16 protein-coding genes are annotated in these 20,209 nt (G+C 63.8%); 9 read left to right on the plus strand and 7 right to left on the minus strand.

Translation table 11 applies throughout. The features are described from left to right. Positions 1-24: 24 nt before the first annotated feature. Complete coding sequence (locus tag NHH88_09690) at positions 25-921, minus strand: hypothetical protein (protein ID USX16030.1); 897 nt, start codon at positions 919-921, stop codon at positions 25-27. A gap of 595 nt (positions 922-1,516) precedes the next feature. Here NHH88_09690 and NHH88_09695 point away from each other — a divergent pair. Continuing rightward, complete coding sequence (locus NHH88_09695; protein ID USX16031.1) at positions 1,517-4,285, plus strand: TonB-dependent receptor; 2,769 nt, start codon at positions 1,517-1,519, stop codon at positions 4,283-4,285. A 106-nt stretch (positions 4,286-4,391) separates the two neighbouring features. Here NHH88_09695 and NHH88_09700 read toward each other — a convergent pair whose 3' ends face one another. From NHH88_09700 to NHH88_09725, 6 genes are all read right to left on the minus strand, one after another. Next, the gene (locus NHH88_09700; protein ID USX16032.1) at positions 4,392-5,699 is read right to left on the minus strand and encodes a DUF2325 domain-containing protein; all 1,308 of its coding nucleotides are present in this window, start codon (positions 5,697-5,699) and stop codon (positions 4,392-4,394) included. Between the two features lie 12 nt (positions 5,700-5,711). Continuing rightward, positions 5,712-6,050: a hypothetical protein gene (locus NHH88_09705; GenBank protein USX16033.1), complete on the minus strand. Its 339-nt coding sequence runs from the start codon at positions 6,048-6,050 to the stop codon at positions 5,712-5,714. Between the two features lie 105 nt (positions 6,051-6,155). After that, positions 6,156-6,359, minus strand: a complete 204-nt coding sequence (locus tag NHH88_09710) for a hemin uptake protein HemP (protein ID USX16034.1) — start codon at positions 6,357-6,359, stop codon at positions 6,156-6,158. 268 nt (positions 6,360-6,627) lie between these two features. Continuing rightward, the gene (locus NHH88_09715) at positions 6,628-7,425 is read right to left on the minus strand and encodes a helix-turn-helix domain-containing protein (GenBank protein ID USX17308.1); all 798 of its coding nucleotides are present in this window, start codon (positions 7,423-7,425) and stop codon (positions 6,628-6,630) included. Between the two features lie 296 nt (positions 7,426-7,721). Further along, a complete protein-coding gene (locus NHH88_09720) occupies positions 7,722-8,366 on the minus strand; it encodes a response regulator transcription factor (GenBank protein USX16035.1) in 645 nt (214 codons plus the stop codon). An 88-nt stretch (positions 8,367-8,454) separates the two neighbouring features. Further along, positions 8,455-8,922 (minus strand): universal stress protein, encoded by a 468-nt coding sequence (locus NHH88_09725; GenBank protein ID USX16036.1) that lies wholly within the window; start codon positions 8,920-8,922, stop codon positions 8,455-8,457. 417 nt (positions 8,923-9,339) lie between these two features. Between NHH88_09725 and NHH88_09730 the strand changes: the two genes are divergently transcribed. The 8 genes from NHH88_09730 to NHH88_09765 all read left to right on the plus strand — a co-directional run bounded on the left by NHH88_09730 (position 9,340) and on the right by NHH88_09765 (position 20,073). Next, positions 9,340-10,176: a protein phosphatase CheZ gene (locus tag NHH88_09730; protein USX16037.1), complete on the plus strand. Its 837-nt coding sequence runs from the start codon at positions 9,340-9,342 to the stop codon at positions 10,174-10,176. Next, a complete protein-coding gene (locus NHH88_09735; GenBank protein ID USX16038.1) occupies positions 10,176-12,086 on the plus strand; it encodes a chemotaxis protein CheA in 1,911 nt (636 codons plus the stop codon). The genes NHH88_09730 and NHH88_09735 overlap by 1 nt, the downstream gene beginning before the upstream one ends. 293 nt (positions 12,087-12,379) lie before the next feature. Beyond that, positions 12,380-13,783: a 3-isopropylmalate dehydratase large subunit gene (gene leuC / locus NHH88_09740; protein ID USX16039.1), complete on the plus strand. Its 1,404-nt coding sequence runs from the start codon at positions 12,380-12,382 to the stop codon at positions 13,781-13,783. A 117-nt stretch (positions 13,784-13,900) separates the two neighbouring features. Further along, positions 13,901-14,026 carry an entericidin A/B family lipoprotein gene (locus tag NHH88_09745; GenBank protein ID USX16040.1) on the plus strand — a complete coding sequence of 42 codons (126 nt, stop codon included), beginning with the start codon at positions 13,901-13,903 and terminating at the stop codon, positions 14,024-14,026. A 52-nt stretch (positions 14,027-14,078) separates the two neighbouring features. Beyond that, the gene (leuD, locus tag NHH88_09750) at positions 14,079-14,726 is read left to right on the plus strand and encodes a 3-isopropylmalate dehydratase small subunit (GenBank protein USX16041.1); all 648 of its coding nucleotides are present in this window, start codon (positions 14,079-14,081) and stop codon (positions 14,724-14,726) included. 14 nt (positions 14,727-14,740) lie between these two features. Next, positions 14,741-15,811, plus strand: a complete 1,071-nt coding sequence (leuB, locus tag NHH88_09755; GenBank protein USX16042.1) for a 3-isopropylmalate dehydrogenase — start codon at positions 14,741-14,743, stop codon at positions 15,809-15,811. A gap of 19 nt (positions 15,812-15,830) precedes the next feature. After that, entirely contained in the window at positions 15,831-16,958 is a 1,128-nt protein-coding gene (gene asd / locus NHH88_09760; protein USX16043.1) for an aspartate-semialdehyde dehydrogenase, read from the plus strand. A gap of 262 nt (positions 16,959-17,220) precedes the next feature. Next, positions 17,221-20,073: a LysM peptidoglycan-binding domain-containing protein gene (locus tag NHH88_09765; GenBank protein ID USX16044.1), complete on the plus strand. Its 2,853-nt coding sequence runs from the start codon at positions 17,221-17,223 to the stop codon at positions 20,071-20,073. Positions 20,074-20,209 lie beyond the last annotated feature (136 nt).

The raw sequence follows: 20,209 nt of genomic DNA on the forward strand, positions 1-20,209 counted from the left end.
TGACCCGCGAGCCGGTGTCCTGCCTTAGGAGACATACACCCATGGTACGCCCACGTAGTTGGCGGCGCCGTCGTTGAAGTTCACCTGCGCGTGCGAGTTGGCGCCGCGGGCATAGACGTAGTTGGAGGAGGAAACCCTCAAGTACGCCGTGCCGGGGGCCAGCAGGTCCGAATAGTACATGGTGCGCCAGCCGTCGAAGCGATAGTTGGCGTTGATATTCCGGCCACGCAGGTTCATCAGGTTGAGGCTGCCCGTGGGCTTGTAGCCGGATTGGTAGCCGGCGGCCGACAAATCGATCCTTGCGTGCGCTTCCTTATCGGTAAAGAAATCGTCGAAGGCCCGGACGATGTAAAAGCCGTGATAGGGCACGGAGATGGTGTGGTAGTAATAGCGGCTTTCGGTCGGTGTATAAGTGAACCACCAGTCCATGATCAGCGTCCTGGATGCGGCGCCGGTGCCGGAATTGCCGGTGCCGGCGCCCTGGGCCCAGACCCACATGTCGATGTTGCCGGGATAGTAGCCTTCCCAGACCACCGTGCCGTCCGACCAGTGCAGTACGCCATAGTACGGGGTGAGCCAGCCCACCGCGCTGGGCGCGACCAACTGGCCGCCGGCCAGGCCCGGGTGCACGGCGGTTTCTTCTTCGGCAGGGATGGCCGTGGCGATGAGTCTGTTCTTGATGTCCTCCACCTCGCCATTGGTGTCGTCGCTGGCGTCGTCGTCCGCCTTGCCCTGCTTGTCCATGAACGCGACGAATTCCGCCGGCAAGCCGTCACGCATGGCTTTGACGCGGTCCGCGCCCCTTTGTTCGATGTCCTGCAGGTGCAGCGCTTCGGATTGCTGTAGTCGCAGCACCTCGTCGCGTCGCGCGCTGACTAGTTGTTGCAATTCTTCGTCGCCGGGTTTGAATGCGGTAGCCATGATTATCTCCTTGAAAGGTGCGAGATCCTTATCTCGCAGCGGGCGCCGTCCGGCCCGCTCAAGTCATCGTAGGCTGGTGAATTCGACGCCGTTTGACCACGCACAATCCAACCGCCGAGGCCGCATACCATTCCTGGCGGCACCTGGGGGGCCGCATACAATTCGATACTTTGGTGACTGAAAAGCGTTATCGGCGCGACGTTTATCCGCTCAAACCGTGATATGTGACGATGCGTTATATATATCGATGTGGTAAAAACGCCACGCTTGCATATGGTGAAAGCATGGTTTTGCAAAATAAAGTTTATTCAGGGTAGTTCACTTCTAAATAATCCACATTTCTCGCGGATTTGCCTTCTTGTTTCGTAAAATTGCCTTAAAACATCCCCTGTTTGTGACAAAGCCGTTACATAATCCCCGGTTGATGAGCAAGGATAGTCCTTACGTACTCGTCGCTTAGCCTGTTCCTTTTCCGTCCTGCGTTGCGGCCCCCAGCGGCCGATTCCGCGCCAGGCCGTCTTGGCCGCCAGAGCGCGAAGCGCACGCATTCACCTTGCTCATGTAGTTTAAATAACCACATTACAGGGAGTAGTGAATGATTTTGCAAGAGAAAGTCGGCGCCCGATCCGTGCGCCTGGCACTCGCAGTCCTGGCCGGTACCACCATGTTCGCAGGTCAGGCGTCGGCACAAGAGCAAGCCATCCAGAAAGTGGAAATCACCGGCTCGGCCATCAAGCGTATCAATGTTGAGGGCGCCCTGCCGGTGCAGCGCCTGAGCTCGGAGCAGATCGCCAAGACCGGCGCTACTTCGGTCGCCGAACTGATCCAGGCCCTGCCTTCGATGCAAGGTTTCACCGTCGCCGCCATCGCGGCCGGCACCAACTCCGGTGGCCGCGTGTCCGCGTCCATCCACGACATCGGCGAAAGCTATACCCTGGTGCTGCTGAACGGCCGCCGCATCGCCCCGCAAGGCTCGGGTTCCGCGATCAACCTGAACGCCATTCCGATGAGCGCGGTTGAACGTGTCGAGATCCTCACCGACGGCGCTTCGGCCCTGTACGGTTCGGACGCCATCGCCGGCGTGATCAACTTCATCCTGAAGAAAAACCTGCAAGGCGGCAGCATCGAAGCGACCGCCAGCCAGCCTGGCCAAAGCCGCGCCGGCCAGTCGAGCAACTTCAGCGCCACCTACGGTTTCGGCGATCTGGACACGAACCGCTACAACGTCTTGCTGTCGGCCCGCCACGACGAGAACAGCCGCGTCAAAGCCACCGACCGCGATTTCGCCAACAGCTCGTTCCTGCCATTCAGCTGGAACGGCCAGAACTACATCCACGACCGTTCGAGCACCTCGGCCGTTCCGGCCAACGTGGGCGTGGCCTACCGCGACGGCCGCACGCCGACGTCGACCTCGTCGATCGGCTTCAACCCGTACCGCAACATCAACGGCCAATGCGGCCCGATGAACCAGCCTTCGAAGAACAACACGGCCACCGTGCAGAACTGCGGCTTCGATTCCGCCGCCACCGTCGAGATCGTCCCCGCAAGCAAGCGCGACACCGTGTTCCTCAAAGGCACCGCCAAAGTCGGCGAGACCTTCGAAGTCTTTGCCGAGGCCGCGTACTCGCGCATGGACTTGACCGCCCGCATCGCGCCGAACACCGCCTCGATCGCGCTGGCCAAAGGCTCGCAGCTGTACAACAACTACGTGCGTCCGTACCTGACCACCGCGCAAGACGCCAACCTGTCGAGCGCCACGGCCACCTACCGCACCTACGACTGGGGCACCCGTGACAGCCAGACCATCACCGAAGCGAAGCACCTGGTGCTGGGCACCGAGGGCGAGATCGGCGCCTGGAGCGTCGGCGCCGGCCTGACCTGGTCCGAGAACTCGATCGACGAGCGCTATGAAGGCGGCTACGTCAAGAACGCCGAGTTCCGCAGCATGCTGGCCAACAACCAGTTCAACCCGTTCCTGGCCGCCGGCGAGCAAAGCGCCGCCACCAAGCAACTGATCGCCAACTCGGTGTTCAAGGGTTCGATCCGCGAAGCGTCGACCACGCTCAAGGGCATCGACTTCCGCGGTTCGCGCGAACTGTTCCAGCTGCCGGCCGGCGCGGCCAGCATCGGTCTGGGCGGCGACTTCCGCAACTACCACTACAAGCAAACCCCGAACGCGACCTCGTCGGACATCTACGGCTTCAGCGCTTCGCCGGCCTACGACATGGAACGTGACAACTACGGCGCCTTCGCCGAGATGATCATCCCGGTCATCAAGACCGTCGAAGTGACCGCCGGCGCGCGTTACGACACGATCGCAGCGGTCAAGAACCACATCGCCAACCGCGAAATGGGCAACAAGGAATCGGCCAGCACCTACAAGGTGTCTGCCCGTTGGCAGCCGACCCAGTCGTTCCTGATGCGCGGTTCTTACGGCACCGGCTTCAAGGCGCCGTCGATGCTCGACATCGGCCAGCCATTGGTGGCGGCAGGCTTCACCGCCTCGCCATGGGAATGCCCGCCCAACCTGGCGGCGGAAAACTCGTCCTACTGCCGCGTTGGCAAGAGCCAATACAACGTCATCTCCGGCGGCAACGAGAACCTCAAGCCTGAGAAGTCGAAGCAGTTCACCGTAGGCTTCCGTTTCGAGCCGACCAGCTCGTTCTACGTCCAGGCCGACCTGTGGGACGTGAAGATCCGTGACGCCGTCTCGGCGGTGTCGGAAGCTCAAATCTTCGCCGATCCGGTCCAGTTCCGCGACCTGTTCACCACCTTCGTGGAACCAGGCAGCGGCCAGACCCTGTGGGCCAAGAAAACGCTGTCGGTCAACATCGGCCAGACCCACAACCAGGGTATCGACTGGGAAACGACCTACCGTCACCGCTTCGGTTTCGGCAACCTGAGCACCACGCTGAACGGCACCTACCTGCTCAAGTCGGACTACACCCGTCCGGGCACGAGCAACGACTGGGTCAACAGCATGAACTTCTTCGGTATCAATGACCAGGTATCGTTCCGCCACGTGATCCGTCTGGCCACCACGCTTGACACCGGCGCGTTCTCGAACTCGCTGATCGCCAACTACCGCAACGGTTACACCGACGCGTCGGCGACGTCGTTCAACCTGGGGCTGAACAAGAACGAAACGTTCCGCATCGAAGTGCCGTCGTACATGACCTTCGACTGGCAGGGCAAATGGCAAGCGACCAAGCAGTTCGGTCTGCGCGCTGGCATCAAGAACATCGCCGACCGCAATCCACCGCTGTCGCTGCGCGCTTCGTCCGGCCACCAGATCGGCTACGACGCACGCTACGCCGATCCGATGGGCCGTACGTTCTACCTGACCGGCAACTACACCTTCTAAGCCGACCTGTCGCTTAGCAAGCAAAAGCCCCCACCGGCGTTCAGCGCGGGTGGGGGCTTTTTTTATGGCGGGCAGGAACCACGCGGAAGTGTCGCGCCGGGTGGCGTTACGGTTCGGCGCCGGCCTGCTCCAGGCCGCGCGCCAGGCTCGAAATGCTGGGGTTGTCGATGAACACGCAGCGCGTGCCCGTGCGCTTGCAATAGTCCTTGACCCGCCAGTAGGCGCTGTGGCTGATGCAGCCGGTCTGGCAGATCACCAGGTCGGCCGCCGCCAGGCTGGCGTCGAGCCGGTTGGCGTTGTCCTCCAGGCCGCCGTCGTGGTGGGCGAACTGCGCGCCTTGCTGCTCGATCAGCTCGCGGTAGGTGGCGACGTTGCCCGAGCGTCCGCCCACGCACAGCACGGCCCGGTCGCTGAGGCGCAGCGGCATTTTCATGACGTGCTCGACCACCTGGCGCGTTTCCTCGTGGATCGGCGCCGGCGGTTCGACCGCGCGCAGCGCTTCGGTTTTGAGCTCGGTGATCTGCTGGCGCAGCGCGCGCTCGCGCTCGTCCATCTGGGCCAGACGCTCGGCCAGCTTGGCGCGCGTCTCCAGGCCCGGGATCGATTCGCGCAATTGTTCAAGCTCGGTGCGCAGCGAGTCGATCATGCTGTCCTTGCCCACCAGTTGCGCGCGCAGCTGCATCAGTTGCGTCGCGTGGCGCTCGGCGTCGGCGCTCTTGTCGGCCAGCAGGGCGGCGGCGCGTTGCTGGGCCTTGCCCAGGTCGTGCGTCAGGCGCGCGTTCTCGGCCAGGGTGGCGTTGAACTTGCTGATGTCGGCGCGCACGCAGGCGCCAGCCTGGTGTTGCACCATGTGCAGGTCGCGGCACATTTGCTCTTCGAGCTCGCTGCTGCAGCGCGGATGCGTCAGGCCGGCCCAGAAGGCGCCGGCGACGTCGCCGTTGGCCACTGCGGTACGCCACAGCTCGCCCACCTGCTCGGTCGTCTTGGCGCCACGGAAGCGCAGCAGCACGGCCGCGTAGCGCCGTTCCAGTTCCTTTTGCAGCGCTTCGGACAGGCGGTTGCGGTTGGCGCATTCGGTGACCGCGCCCACGTGCACCTCGTAATCGTCGGCCACGACTTTTCCGCTAGTAACCTTGTCGACCAGCTTGCGCAGCACGCCCAGCGGGAAGCCGACGCCGACCAGCGGGCAATGGCAGGCGTGGCCCAGCTCCCACAGCCGGCGGCGGCGCGAGGTTTGCGCCTCCGGCTCGCCGGCGAGGATGCTGGCGATGTTGCTGATGACCGGCTTGACGACTTGGCGGGCAGTTTGCAGGTCGGCGCCGGGCTGCGCTTGGGCCTGGACCGGATTGGCAGTGCCCAGGCGTGGCATGGCGGCGGCGACGATGGCCGCCAGCGGATCGTGTTTTTCGCACATCTGGTCGTCTCCTCAGGCGGTGGCCGGCGTGCTGCGCGCGCGCGCCATGATGCGGCTGAGGAAGTTGGTCTTCTCCTGCTCGTGCATATTGCGTTCGACCACCGTGGCCCACTGCTCGGACAGCTGCTGGCAGGTGGCGCTGAGCACCGGCGCCAGGTCCGGCAGGCTGGCCAGCGCCTTCAGGTGGCGTTCGATCACCGAGGCCAGCTTGACGCAGCCGCCGGCCGCGTCGCCGCCGGCCGTGTAGTGCGACATCAGATGCAGCACGGCGGACAGCATCAGTTCGGGATTGTGTCCACCCGATCCCTGTGGCGGGGCGAGAAAAATCGGATTGCTACGGTCTATGGCCATCAAACGCTCCTGGGTCGAATTGGGAGTGCGGCTGGCGTGTGGCTGGCGACTCGGGGAGTGGGCGCGGCGGCGCCCGGGGCAAGCAAAAGGGTTGAACGGACGCAATCAGGCGGTCAGGATCAGCTTGTTGAGCTGGGTGACGCGCAGGCGGTAGACGCGGCCGGCGTGTTCGATCTCGAGTTCGCGGCCGCCCTCCATCAGGCCGGCGCTGTTGACGCGCTTGACGGGCGAGACCGCCGAGGACACCACGGCGTGGGAAGGGCGGGCTGGCTGCGCGAGGGGCATGGACATCGGCAAGGTCGTGGTCATCGTCGTTTCTCCTTTAAATAAGAATGATTCGTATTTGCATTCATTATTGTGGAAGGCGGGACGGAATGCAAGCCTTATTTGAAATGAAAGTGAGGTACGGTTTGCGGCGGCGCGCGGTGCGACCCATGTGCTGTCAGCGATACGCCGGCGTGACCACTGAGGGGTCGTACCCCAAGGGGTACGACCCCGGCTGGCAGTGCGGGTTGGCAGGCAAAAAAAAGCCCGGCGGGGAGGCCGGGCCCAAGGCTGGGTGATTGCCTGGTGCGGCCTACAGCGCGGCGAGCAGCTGGCCGGGCGTGACCGCCTCGCCCGCCTTGCTCTTGGCCGCGGCCAGTTGTTTGGCGCGGGTGCGCGACGGCGGCAGGCGCCGCAAGGTCTTGAGCGCCTCCGGGTCCTTGATGCCGATGGTGCGCTGGTCCACGCTGATGAGGCCGATTTCGTTGAAGGCCGACAGGGTGCGGCTGACCGTCTCCAGGGTCAGGCCCAGGTAGCTGCCGATCTCGTGGCGGGTCATGCGCAGGTTGAACAGCTTGCTCGAATAGCCCATCTGCGCGAAACGGTCCGCCAGCGACACCAGGAAACGCGCCACGCGCGCCTCGGCGCTGAGCGCGCCGAGCATGCCGATCATGGCCTGCTCGCGCACCAGCTCGCGGCTCATGACGCCGTACATCATGTTTTCCAGCTCCAGGTGCACGCGGCCGAGGGCGGTGAGCTTCTTGAACGGCAGCAGGATCAGGTCGCAGTCCGACAGCGCCACCGCCTCTGACGAGTAGTGGCGGGTGTGGATGCCGTCGACGCCGAGCATGTCGCCCTTCATCGGGAAGCTGAGCACCTGTTCGTTGCCGAACTCGTCGATCAGCACGGTCTTGAGGAAGCCCGAGTTGACGATGTACAAGGTGTCGAACGGCTGGCCGATCGTGTGGATGCGTTGGCCGGTCTTGAACTGCACATGCTGGAACAGCAGTTCCTCGGTCGAGACCGAGACGGCTGCGGGAATGTGCAGCAGGTCGCAGACCTCCTTCAGGTTCGACCAGAGCCGCCCCTGACGCTGGCGGCCTGCTTCCATCGACGAGGATTGCATCGTCGTGGTGGTGACTGGGCGAATTTCAGACGTTTGCGTTGACAGCATGTTGATCTCCTGATCAGGTAACTCTGTTCGTTAGGCCGGGGCGGTTGATTGCTTGGCATTTTGTACAGCAACTGTGCCGTACGGCATCTCGCTGCTTGCATGTAGCCTTGCAGCATCAATCGTGTGGTTTCAGTATGCCAACAGAGGGAGGAGATAGATATCAGCAATGGCTGAATATGGGAGTAGGCGTCAGCGCACGGATGTAGGAGGACTCCTACTGATCCGTTCGCCTGTCAGGTTTTGAAGGGGGACAACAAACGATGCGCCACGGCATATTGGACCATCTCCGAGAGCGAGTTCATGCCCATCTTCTGCATGATGCGGGTTTTATGGGTGCTCACGGTCTTGACGCTCAGGTGCAGGCTGTTGGCGATCTCGGTGATGGATTTTCCGGCGACTAACAAAGAAAATACCTCGAATTCCCGGTCCGACAGCTGTTTATGCAACAGCGACTCGTTGGGCATCATGATATTGAGCGCCAATTGCTCGGCCACCTCGGTGCTGATGTAGGGGCGGCCGGAGGCGACCTTGCGGATCGCGCCCACCAGCTGGGTGCCGGCGCTCTCCTTGGTCAGGTAGCCTTGGGCGCCGGCGCGGATGGCGCGCACGGCGTACTGTTCCTCTTCGTGCATGGTGAGGATCAGGATGGCCAGCTTGGGCGCCTCGGCCTTGATCTGGCGGATCAGGTCGACGCCGCTGCGCCCGGGCATCGACAGGTCCAGCAGCAGCAGGTCGAAGCCGCCCTGGCGCACGTGGCCGAGCACTTCGAAGCCGTCGATCGCCTCGCCCACGATGTCGATGTCGGGGGCGCCGTCGAGGATGCGCTTAAGCCCCTCACGCATGATGGTGTGGTCGTCCGCGATGACTATTCGAATCATAAAGAAGCTATCTCAAGTGACCTAAAGTAAATACTGTTGTGTTTGAATTAATCTTGCGATCTTACTACAGATGCGCATCGGCCGCCTATTATTTGTGGTCCGGCTCTTTGATCAAGCGGTGCACCAGCACCGGGATCCGCGAGTGCGACAAGACCTTGTTGGTTACGCTGCCCAACAGCAGTTGACCCCAGCCGCTGCGCCCGTGCGAGCCCATGAAGATCAGGTCGCAGGCGTGGTTTTCCGCCACGTCGACGATCTTGAGCGCCGCGCTCTCGGAAAACGTCGTCAGCGCCTCGCAACGGACGTTGCGCCGCGCGCAGGAGGCCACCACATCCTTTGTGTGCTCCTTGCCGGCGCGCAGCATGGCGGCGCGGTATTCGTCCTCGCTCGGATAGCTGGGCGGGATGATTTCCACGTAGATCGGGTACTGGTACTCGGGCGCGACGAACAGGGCCAGCACTTCGGCGCCGAGCTGTTCGGCCAACGCCACGCCGGCGCAGGCGGTCTTGCTCGACACGGCCGAGCCGTCGGTGGTGATCAGGATTTTGCGGTACATGGCGAGCCTCCTTGTTCGACGCGGCCTACTTCTCATTGTAGTCGCGAATTACAGTATTGTTAGTAAGGAAAGACTTGATGTTGATCAAATAAAATCGCAAATAAAAGCTGTTTCCGTGACCGCCGGCGGCCGTTTTAACACTTGTTCACAGTTGCTTGGCGGCTTATTTGCACAGAAGCACTACCTATGCTCTTCGTTTGTGTCTTTTATGCTCCCTTTGGCAATGTATCCGATGATAGTATCTCCAAATACAACGAAACAAGGCTTTGAGACGGAGAACAGGGCAACCGACCGACGCCGGGATTGAATAATTCCATGTTGCCCTGCTACACTCGCATAAGTGCTTTTTATTGCCGAGCGTCATCAATACGCAGGGTTGAGGGCAGCAATTTTACAAATTATGGAGAAGCAGGGATTATGACCAACGCCGCTGATGATTTCGACGCATTATTTGAAGAAGTGTCCGCTCAGAGCAAGACCGCAGCGCCCGCTCCAGCGCCTGCCCCCGCACCCGCCGCCGCGGAAGACGACCTGGAAAGCCTGTTCGACCAAGTGTCGTCGACGGCCGCCGCGGCGCCCGCCCCAGCACCCGCCGCCGTGCCCGCTCCCGCGCCGGCAGCCGCCGCTGCCGAAGGTGGCGAGGCCGAGGAGGGCGGCGACAAGCCGATGTTCGAGCGCCTCGGCGGCATCGTGCGCCTGCTGCACGATTCGCTGCGCGAGCTGGGCTACGACAAGGCGCTGACCGAGGCCTCGTCGCAGATCAACGACGCCCAGGACCGCCTGGAATACGTCGCCACCCTGACCGAGCAGGCCGCCAACAAGGTGCTCAACACGCTCGACGAGGGCATGCCCGAGCAGGACACCTTGTCGAAGAAATCGAAGGAAATGGAAAACCGCTGGGCCGACCTGTTCGCGGGCAAGCTCAGCCTGGACCAGTTCAAGCAGCTCGCCGGCGACTCGCAAGCCTTCGCCGTGGCCGTGTCGGCCGCCACCGAGGCCGAAAAAGCCCGTTTGCTCGAAATTATGATGGCCCAGGACTTCCAGGACATCACTGGTCAACTGATCAAGAAGGTCGTGAACATCACCAAGACGGTGGAGCACGAACTGGCAGAACTGCTGCGCGACAACGCGCCGCCGGCGGTACGCGAGAAAATCGCGCAAAAAGAAGTGTCCCTGATGTCCGGCCCTTCGGCTCCGGCCGTGGCGCTGAACCAGGACAATGTCGACGACCTGCTTGCTGATCTGGGATTCTAATGGACGATATGCTGAAGGATTTCGTCGTCGAGGCGATGGATCTGGCGGTCAACGTTGAAGAGCACTTGCTGCGGCTCGAACGCGACCCCGACAACAAAGAGACACTGAACGCGGTGTTCCGTTCCTTCCATACCATCAAGGGCGGCGCCGGTTTCATGGGCCTGCCGGCGATGGTCGCGGCCTGCCACCTGACCGAAAACCTGTTCGACGCGCTGCGCACCGGCGCCGCGCCGGTGACGCCGATCGCGATCGAGGCGGCGCTGCAGGCGTCCGGCTTCGTGGCCGACCAGCTCGCCGAACTGAACAACGGCGCCGAGCCGCACAGCCTGGCGCCGATGCCGCACGACCTGGAAGTGATCCTGACCGACGCCATCGAAGGCAAGACCGGCGCCTCCGCCCCGGCCCCGGCCGCCGCGCCGGCGCCGGCGCCCGCCCCCGTGGCCGCGCCAGCCGCCGCGCCGGTGGCTGCCGCCGCCGTGTCGATCACCTCCGAGGACGGCCTCGACTGGGAAGGCATGTATGAAACCGTGATGCCGGCCGGCAGCTACACCCGTCCGGCCGTTTCGGCCGCGCCTGTGGCTGCCACGCCTGTCGCCGCCGCAGCGGCTGCTCCGGCGCCAGCCCCGGCCGCCGCAGCGCCCGCCGCCGTCGCCGGCACCGCCGTGGCCGCCCCGGCCAAGCGCGACGCGCCGGAAAAACGCGAAGAGCGTCCACATGCCGCCCCGGCCAAAGAAGAGTCGATCCGCGTCGATGCTGTTAAACTGGATGCCTTGCTGGAAGTGGCGGGCGAATCGGTGCAGGCCGCCAACCAGGCCGCCGTGCTGCTCGAGCGCCTGCTGCAATTCAAATTCGAGGGCCAGGCCCAGACCCTGATGGCCACCCTGGCGGAAACGCTGGAGCGGGCGTCGCGTTATTCGACCGAACTGCAGCGCGCCACCCTGGCGACGCGCATGCAGCCGGTCGGCCGCCTGTTCCAGAAGTTCCCGCGCCTGGTGCGTGAGCTGGCCAAGGACCTGGGCAAGGACGTCGAACTGACCATCGAGGGCGCCGAGACCGAAGTGGACCGCGTGGTCGTCGACAGCCTGTACGATCCGCTGGTGCACATGCTGCGCAACTCGCTGGACCATGGCGTCGAGTCGCCGGAAGATCGCCTGGCGGCGGGCAAGCCGGCCAAGTCGTTCATCTCGCTCAAGGCATGGCAGGAAGCCAACAGCGTCATGATCGTGCTGCAGGACGACGGCAAGGGCATGGACCCGGTGGTGTTGCGCGCCAAGGCCCAGCAGAAGGGCTTGATCAGCGAGTCGGCCAATTTGACCAACGACGAATGCTTCCAGCTGGTGTTCCTGCCGGGCTTCTCGACCAAGGAAGTGGCCTCGAGCGTGTCGGGCCGCGGCGTCGGCATGGACGTGGTGAAGACCGCCGTGGAGAAGAACCGCGGCGCCATCCACATCGAATCGGCGCTGGGCAAGGGCACCAAGTTCGCCATCCGTCTGCCGATCGAGTTGTCGATCGTGCCGACCATGCTGGTTTCGACCTCGGGCGCCGCGCTGGCGCTGCCGATGGCCGTGGTGCAGCGCGTGGTGGAATTGCCGGACGTGTTCATGGAAGTGGGCGGCGCCCCGGTCCTCAAGGACCAGGGCCGTCCGCTGCCGGTGCGCTCGCTGGCCGATTCGCTCGGCTACGAGAGCTGCCGCGAGAAGGTCGGTATTGTTGTCGCCGCGCCACAGCCGTATATTCTGGCGGTGGAAGCGGTCGACGGTACCGCCGACCTGGTCATCAAACCGATGACCGCGATTACGGTCGAGGGCATCACCGGCACCGCGCGCTCGGCCGAGGGCGAACTGGTGCTAGTGGTGGGCCTATCGTTCCTAATGGACGGATGCAGGGGAAGTGTACGCATGGCGGCCTAGTCCGAAGACTAGACCACAGACACCAAAAGCCTGCGTTCACGCAGGCTTTTTTTTCGTGATTTTTTAGTACCCCGCACGGCGATCCGTCGCGGGGTCGTACCCCAAGGGGTACGACCCCTTTTACGGTGTGCGGGTTGAATGCAACAATTTTCTAAAAGGAGTCATAAAACGTGTATCGGTAGGCGGAACCGCATCGGCTCACGAGGCCAGATGGCGGCGGTCGCTATCGCATTGCACAATATGGCATAATCGAAGTGGATCACTCACACAGGCAGCCGCAGTCAGCACACATCATGATGAAGACGCTTTACGACAAACTCTGGGAATCGCACGTGGTCAAGGCCGAGGAAGACGGCACCACCATCCTCTATATCGACCGCCACCTGGTGCACGAAGTGACCAGCCCGCAGGCCTTCGACGGCCTGCGCGCCGCCAACCGCCAGCCGTGGCGCCTGTCGGCCAACCTGGCCGTGGCCGACCACAACGTGCCGACCACCTCGCGCGCCGACGGCATCGCCGACCCGGTCTCGCGCCTGCAGGTCGAAACCTTGGACAACAATGCCAAGTCCTACGGCATGACCTATTTCAACATGAACGACAAGCGCCAGGGCATCGTCCACGTGATCGGGCCGGAGCAGGGCGCCACCCTGCCGGGCATGACCGTCGTCTGCGGCGACTCGCACACGTCGACCCACGGCGCCTTCGGCGCGCTGGCGCACGGCATCGGCACCTCCGAGGTCGAGCACGTGCTGGCCACGCAAACCCTGCTGCAAAAGAAATCCAAGGCGATGCTGGTGCAGGTCGACGGCCCGCTGCCGACCGGCGTCACCGCCAAGGACGTCGTGCTGGCCATCATCGGCAAGATCGGCACGGCCGGCGGCACCGGTTACTGTATCGAATTCGGCGGCTCGACCATCCGCGCGCTGTCGATGGAAGGCCGCATGACCGTCTGTAACATGGCGATCGAGGCGGGCGCGCGCGCCGGCATCATCGGCGTCGACGACACCACGATCAACTATGTCAAGGGCCGTCCGTTCTCGCCGGCGGGCCCGCACTGGGACCGCGCGGTCGACTACTGGCGCACCTTGCATTCGGACGCCGGCGCCAGGTTCGACCTGGTCGTCACGCTCGACGCCGCCGAGATCAAGCCGCAGGTCACCTGGGGCACGTCGCCGGAGATGGTGACGTCGATCGACGGCCGCGTGCCGGACCCGGACCAGGAAAAAGACAGCGTCAAGCGCGACGCGATGGAAAAGGCGCTGGTCTACATGAACCTCAAGCCGAACACGGCCATCGAGGACATCCGCATCGACAAGGTCTTCATCGGCTCGTGCACCAACTCGCGCATCGAGGATTTGCGCGCGGCCGCCGCCGTCGTGCGCGGCAAGCAGCGGGCGTCGAACGTCAAGCTGGCGATGGTGGTGCCGGGTTCGGGACTGGTCAAGGACCAGGCCGAGCGCGAAGGCTTGGACCGCATCTTCAAGGACGCCGGTTTCGAATGGCGCGAGCCGGGCTGCTCGATGTGCCTGGCGATGAACGCCGACCGCCTGGAACCGGGCGAGCGCTGCGCATCGACCTCCAACCGTAATTTCGAAGGACGCCAAGGTCAGGGCGGACGCACCCATCTGGTGTCGCCCGCGATGGCCGCCGCCGCCGGTATCGCCGGTCACTTTGTGGATGTGCGGGCTTTGCGCTGAGTAACCCGCACTGCCGGGCGGGGTCTGACCCCTCGGGGTCAGACCCCAGGTTTACGGGTTTAGCGTGATCCGCGAATCCGGTGACGATAACAATAACTGTCCAGACGAGAGTCCAACATGAAAAAACTATTCGCCCTGTCCATCATCGCGTTGATCCTGACTGGCTGCAACACAGTCAACGGCTTCGGCAAGGACGTGAAAAAAGTCGGTGAGTCGCTGGAAGGCGCTTCGACCAAAAAATAACCGCAGTACGGCGGGCCGCGACGGTCCGCCGTCGCACAACCCGAACGAGATCATGGATAAATTTACGATATACGAAGGCCTGGTGGCCCCGCTCGACCGCGCCAACGTCGACACCGACGCCATCATTCCGAAGCAATTCCTGAAGTCCATCCATCGCACCGGCTTCGGCCCCAACCTGTTCGACGAGTGGCGCTACCTCGACCACGGCGAGCCCGGCATGGACAACAGCGTGCGTCCGCTCAATCCGGATTTCGTGCTCAACGAGCCGCGCTACCAGGGCGCCTCGATCCTGCTGACCCGCAAGAACTTCGGCTGCGGCTCCTCGCGCGAGCACGCGCCGTGGGCGCTTGACCAGTACGGCTTCCGCGCCATCATCGCGCCGTCGTTCGCCGACATCTTCTTCAACAACTGCTACAAGAGCGGCTTGCTGCCCATCGTGATTCCTGAAGCGCAGATCGATCATCTGTTCAACGAAGTCAAGGCCTTCCCCGGATACCGTCTGGTGGTCGACCTTGAGCAGCAGCGCATTTCCACCAGCAATGGCAGCGTCTCCTATCCCTTCGAGATCGACGCCTTCCGCAAATACTGCCTGATGAACGGACTCGACGATATCGGCCTGACCCTGCGCCACGCCGACACCATCCGCGAATTCGAAGAGCGCCATCTGGCAAACCAACCTTGGTTGGCTAACGTCATCTAATCTCGAAAATCACCATGAAAATCGCAATCCTCCCGGGCGACGGTATCGGCCCGGAAATCGTCGCCCAAGCCGTCAAGGTCCTCAATGTGCTGGGCGAATCGTTCGAGCTGGAGACCGCCCCCGTCGGCGGCGCCGGCTACGCCGCCCACGGCCATCCGCTGCCGGACGCCACCCTGGCGCTGGCCAAGGCCTCCGACGCGGTCCTGTTCGGCGCCGTCGGCGACTACCAGTACGACACGCTGGAACGCGCGCTGCGTCCGGAACAGGCCATCCTCGGCCTGCGCAAGAACCTGGGCCTGTTCGGCAACCTGCGTCCGGCGATTTTGTATCCGGAACTGGCCGGCGCCTCGACCCTGAAGCCTGAAGTGGTCTCCGGCCTGGACATCCTGATCGTGCGCGAACTGACCGGCGACATCTACTTCGGCCAGCCGCGCGGCGTGCGCGAGTGCCCGGACGGTCCGTTCAAGGGCCAGCGCGAGGGTTTCGACACGATGCGCTACGCCGAAGGCGAAATCCGCCGCATCGCCCACGTGGCGTTCCAGGCCGCGCAAAAGCGCGGCAAGCGCCTGACCAGCGTCGACAAGGCCAACGTGCTGGAGACGTTCCAGTTCTGGAAGGACATCGTCACCGACGTCCATAAGGAATATCCGGACGTCGCGCTCGACCACATGTATGTCGACAACGCCGCCATGCAACTGGTGCGCGCGCCGAAGAAATTCGACGTCATCGTCACCGGCAACATGTTCGGCGACATCCTGAGCGATTGCGCGGCGATGCTGACCGGTTCGATCGGCATGCTGCCGTCGGCCTCGCTCGACGCCAACAACAAGGGCCTGTACGAGCCGTCGCACGGTTCGGCGCCGGACATCGCCGGCAAGGGCATCGCCAATCCGCTGGCGACGATTTTGTCGGCCGCGATGATGCTGCGCTACACCTTCAACAAGAACGAGCAGGCCGACCGCATCGAGACCGCCGTCAAGTCCGTGCTGGCGCAGGGCCTGCGCACCGCCGACATCTTCGAACCGGGCACCAGCAAGGTGGGCACCGAGGAGATGGGCAACGCGGTCGTCAAGGCTCTGGCTTAAACAATTCAAAGGATAAAAAATGAAACTCGTAGGCTTGGTAGGTTGGCGCGGTATGGTCGGTTCGGTCCTGATGCAGCGCATGCAGGAAGAGGGCGATTTCGCCCACATCGAACCGGTGTTCTTCACGACGTCGAACCCGGGCGGCGACGCCCCGAAGATGGCGAAGAATGAAACCAAACTGAAAAGCGCGACCGATATCGACGAACTGAAAAAGTGCGAGATCATCATCTCGTGCCAGGGCGGCGACTACACCACCGAGGTGTTCCCGAAATTGCGCGCGGCCGGCTGGAACGGCTACTGGATCGACGCCGCGTCGACCCTGCGCATGGAAAAAGACGCTGTCATCGTGCTCGACCCGGTCAACCTGCACGTCATCAAGGACGCGCTGGGCAAGGGCGTGAAGAACTACATCGGCGGCAATTGCACCGTGTCGTGCATGCTGATGGGCCTGGGCGGCCTGTTCCAGCACAATCTGGTCGAGTGGATGACCTCGATGACGTACCAGGCGGCCTCTGGCGGCGGCGCGCAGCACATGCGCGAGCTGCTGACCCAGTTCGGCACGATCAACTCGTCGGTCAAGGCGCTGCTGGACAATCCGGCTTCCGCCATCCTGGAAATCGACCGCCAGGTGCTGGCGACGCAACACGGCCTGTCGGCCGAAGAGACCAAGCAGTTCGGCGCCCCGCTGGCCGGCAACCTGATCCCTTGGATCGACAAGGACCTGGGCAACGGCCAGTCGAAGGAAGAGTGGAAGGGCGGCGCCGAGACCAACAAGATCCTCGGCCTGGGCGCGGACTTCGGCTCGAAGGCTATCCCTGTCGACGGCCTGTGCGTGCGCATCGGCGCAATGCGCAGCCACTCGCAGGCGTTGACCATCAAGCTGAAAAAGGACGTGCCGATCGACGAGATCCACGACATCATCGCTTCCAACAACCAGTGGGTCAAAGTGGTGCCGAACACGCGCGAAGCGTCGGTCACGGACCTGTCGCCGGCCGCCGCCACCGGCAGCCTGACGATTCCGGTCGGCCGCCTGCGCAAGATGAGCATGGGCGACGATTACCTGTCGGCCTTCACCGTCGGCGACCAGCTGCTGTGGGGCGCGGCCGAACCGCTGCGCCGGATGCTGCGTATCGTGCTGGACAAGTAACCCGCAAAGCGTGGCAGGGGTCGTACCCAAGAGGGTACGACCCCACACCACGCTTGCGCCGCAGTGTTGGCGAGAAGGGGTTTTCTCTATGTGCTCTCATAGGGAAAACCCCTTTTTTGCTCCAAATTAGGCACAGACCTGACAACTCCTCATGTATCACTTGAGAAACGGCGTGCAAAGCTTGCATGCTCATGTGCATGGTGATATGTTGATATATCCGGGAAAGTAACATTTTCCCTCTGATAACCTACTGCCGCCCACTATGCCCTTCACCCATCGCACCAGCATCGTTTCGTTCGCGTTGAAAACACTCACCAGCGCGGTCGCCGGTGCGGTGTTGTTGTCCGCCGCCGCGAACGCCGCCGGACTTGGCAAGCTGACCGTCCTGTCGTCGCTGGGCCAGCCGCTGCGGGCGGAAATCGAGCTGACCGCCGTCACGCCCGAGGAAGCCAGCGGCCTGGTCGCCCAACTGGCATCGGCCGATGCGTTCCGCACCGCCAATATCGATTTCAATCCGGCGCTGACGTCGCTGCGCTTCGAGGTGGAACAGCGCAACGGCCGTCAATTGATCCGCGTTTCGTCCACCCAGCCGGTCAACGAACCCTTCGTCGACATGCTGTTGGAACTGAAGTGGAACGGCGGCCGCATGGTGCGCGAATACACCTTCCTGCTCGACCCGCCGGACATGCGCTCGGCCAATTCGCCGCAAGTGGCCGCGCCGGTCGATCTGAGCCGCCAGGCCAATGCCCCGGCCGCGACAGCGCCGAACGCGCCGGTCGCCTCCGCGCCGGCCGCAAGCACGAGCGCAAATCCGGCGCCGGCCGCCCCGGCGGCGGCCAGGCCGCAGCCCGCCAAAAAGTCGACCGAGCAGTACGTCGTGAAAAAAGGCGACAACCTGAGCCGCATCGCCAGCCAGGTCAAGCCGGGCGACATTTCGCTGGACATGATGCTGGTGGCGCTGTACCGCGCCAACCCGGAGGCGTTCTCCGGCAATAACATGAACCGCCTGAAGTCGGGCCAGATCCTGAAGGTGCCCGATTCGGGCGCCGTGCGCTCCATCGTCCCCGACGGCGAGGCGCGCGGCGTGGTGGTCGCGCACGCGGTCGATTTCAACGCCTACCGCGCCAAGCTGGCCGGCCAGGTCGCCAACAGCACGCCGGCCAAGGAAGCGGAGACGACGCAAAACGTCAAGGGCAAGATCACCGCCAAGGTCGAGGAAAAACCGAACGCCGTCAACGAGGCCAGGGACAAGCTGACCTTGTCCAAATCGACGGCCACCGCGCCGGCCGCGGGCAAGACGGGCGTGGCGGCGGAAGAAAACATCGCCAAGCAAAAGCAGGTGGATGAAGCGGCCGCCCGCGTCAAGGAATTGGAAAAGAACGTCAACGACCTTGAAAAGCTGATGGCGGTGAAGAACAAGACGGTCGCCGAGAAGCCGCCCGTCGCTGCAGCGCCGGTCGCTCCGCCGGCCGCCGCGCCGGCTCCGGCCCCTGTCGCCACGCCGGCCGAGGCGCCGAAACCGAAGCGCACCCTGGCCGTGCCGCCGAGGAAGCCGGTCGAGCCGAGCTGGTACGAAGTGATGATGGATAACATCCAGCTGGTCGGCCTGGCTGTCGCCGCGTTGCTGGCGCTGGTCTACGGCATCATCCTGGCGCGCCGCCGCAAGAGCAAGAAATTCGTCGTGGTGCCGGGCGAGATCGTCATGCCGCCCGACCCGACCACGCCGATACAGCCGTTCATCACCGAGGCCGGCGCCCAGAACGTCGATACCAACAACAGCGTATTCAACTCCAACTTCGCGCCATCGGCCAGCCAGCTCGACACCAACGAGGTCGATCCGGTCGCCGAAGCCGACGTCTACATCGCCTACGGCCGCGACGCGCAGGCCGAGGACATCCTCAAGGAAGCGCTGCGCACGCACCCCGAGCGCCATCCCGTGCGCCTGAAGCTGCTGGAAATCTACGCCACCCGCAAGGACGCGCGCGCCTTCGAAAGCCAGGCGTCCGAGCTGTATTCGATGACGCGCGGCCAAGGCGACGAGTGGGCGCAAGCGTCGGCCATGGGCCAGTCGATCGATCCGACCAATCCGCTGTATTCGGCGGCGCCCGACGGCGCCGGCGGCGCGGCCATGTCGGCCGCCGCAGTGCCGGTCGCGGCCGGCGCGGTGGCCGCCGCTGCCGCCGCCTCGGCGTATTCGGCCAACGATTTTGGCACCGGCGACGATTTCGGCGCCGAGCGGCCGGCCGCCGAGCCCGGCGCCGGCGGCCTCGATCTGGACTTGGGCCTGGATGCGCCCGCCACGTCGGCCCGCGACAACGCCATGGACTTCGGCAGCGATCTGAACGACATGGAAACGGCGCTGCCGCAACCGGCCGACGCGTCGGTATCTCCGGCCTCGGTGGCCGCGCAATCGGACAACCTGATGGACTTCGACCTGGGCGACATGAGCTTCGAACCGGTCGCCAGCGCCAAGGCGCCGATCGAGATGCCGGCGCCGGCCCGTGAAGAGCCGGCCGACGATCCGTTCGATCTGGCCTTCGATGCGCCTGCCGCCTCCGCGCCGGCGGCCGCTGCGGCGCCGGCCGACGACCCGAGCATGGACTTCAGCCTGGATCTGCCGGAGGATACGGCCGAGACCGCCAAGCCGGCGGAGCGCGTGCCGGCGGCCGGCACCGATCCGCTGGACATGGACATCATGGGCTTCGACATTCCCGAAGTGCCGGCCCTGACCGAGCCGCCGAAGGTCGATCCGAAGGCCATGGACTTCGATGAGCCGCTGGAGTTGCCGGAAGACGCGGAAACGATCACGGCCGCGCCAGCCCCGGCGCGCGAATTCGACCTGTCTGACATCAACCTCGATCTGGACAATGAGTTCACCGGCGCGGCGGCGGGGGCGGCGGCAGGCGCTGCAGCGGCTGAGCCGGCTGCCGCTTCCGGCCGCGACGACACCCTGTCGGCGCACCACATGGAGATGGACACCAAGCTCGACCTGGCCATCGCCTACCAGGAAATCGGCGACAAGGAAGGTGCGCGCGAGCTGCTGGACGAAGTGCTGCGCGGCGGCAGCGACGACCAGATCGCCAAAGCCAACGCCATGAAAGCGCAACTGGGGTAAGCCGGCTGTTACGGCGTGGCGGATTACGGCGTTCCGCCTAATCCGCCCTACGTGATCCCGGACGATGCCGCCCGCAATGGCCGAAATCCGCACAAACCATTGTGTGCGTCGACGTCAAAATGAACACGGAGGCACG

It is taken from the genome of Oxalobacteraceae bacterium OTU3CAMAD1 (assembly GCA_024123915.1).
Classification (GTDB): Bacteria; Pseudomonadota; Gammaproteobacteria; order Burkholderiales; family Burkholderiaceae_D; genus Rugamonas.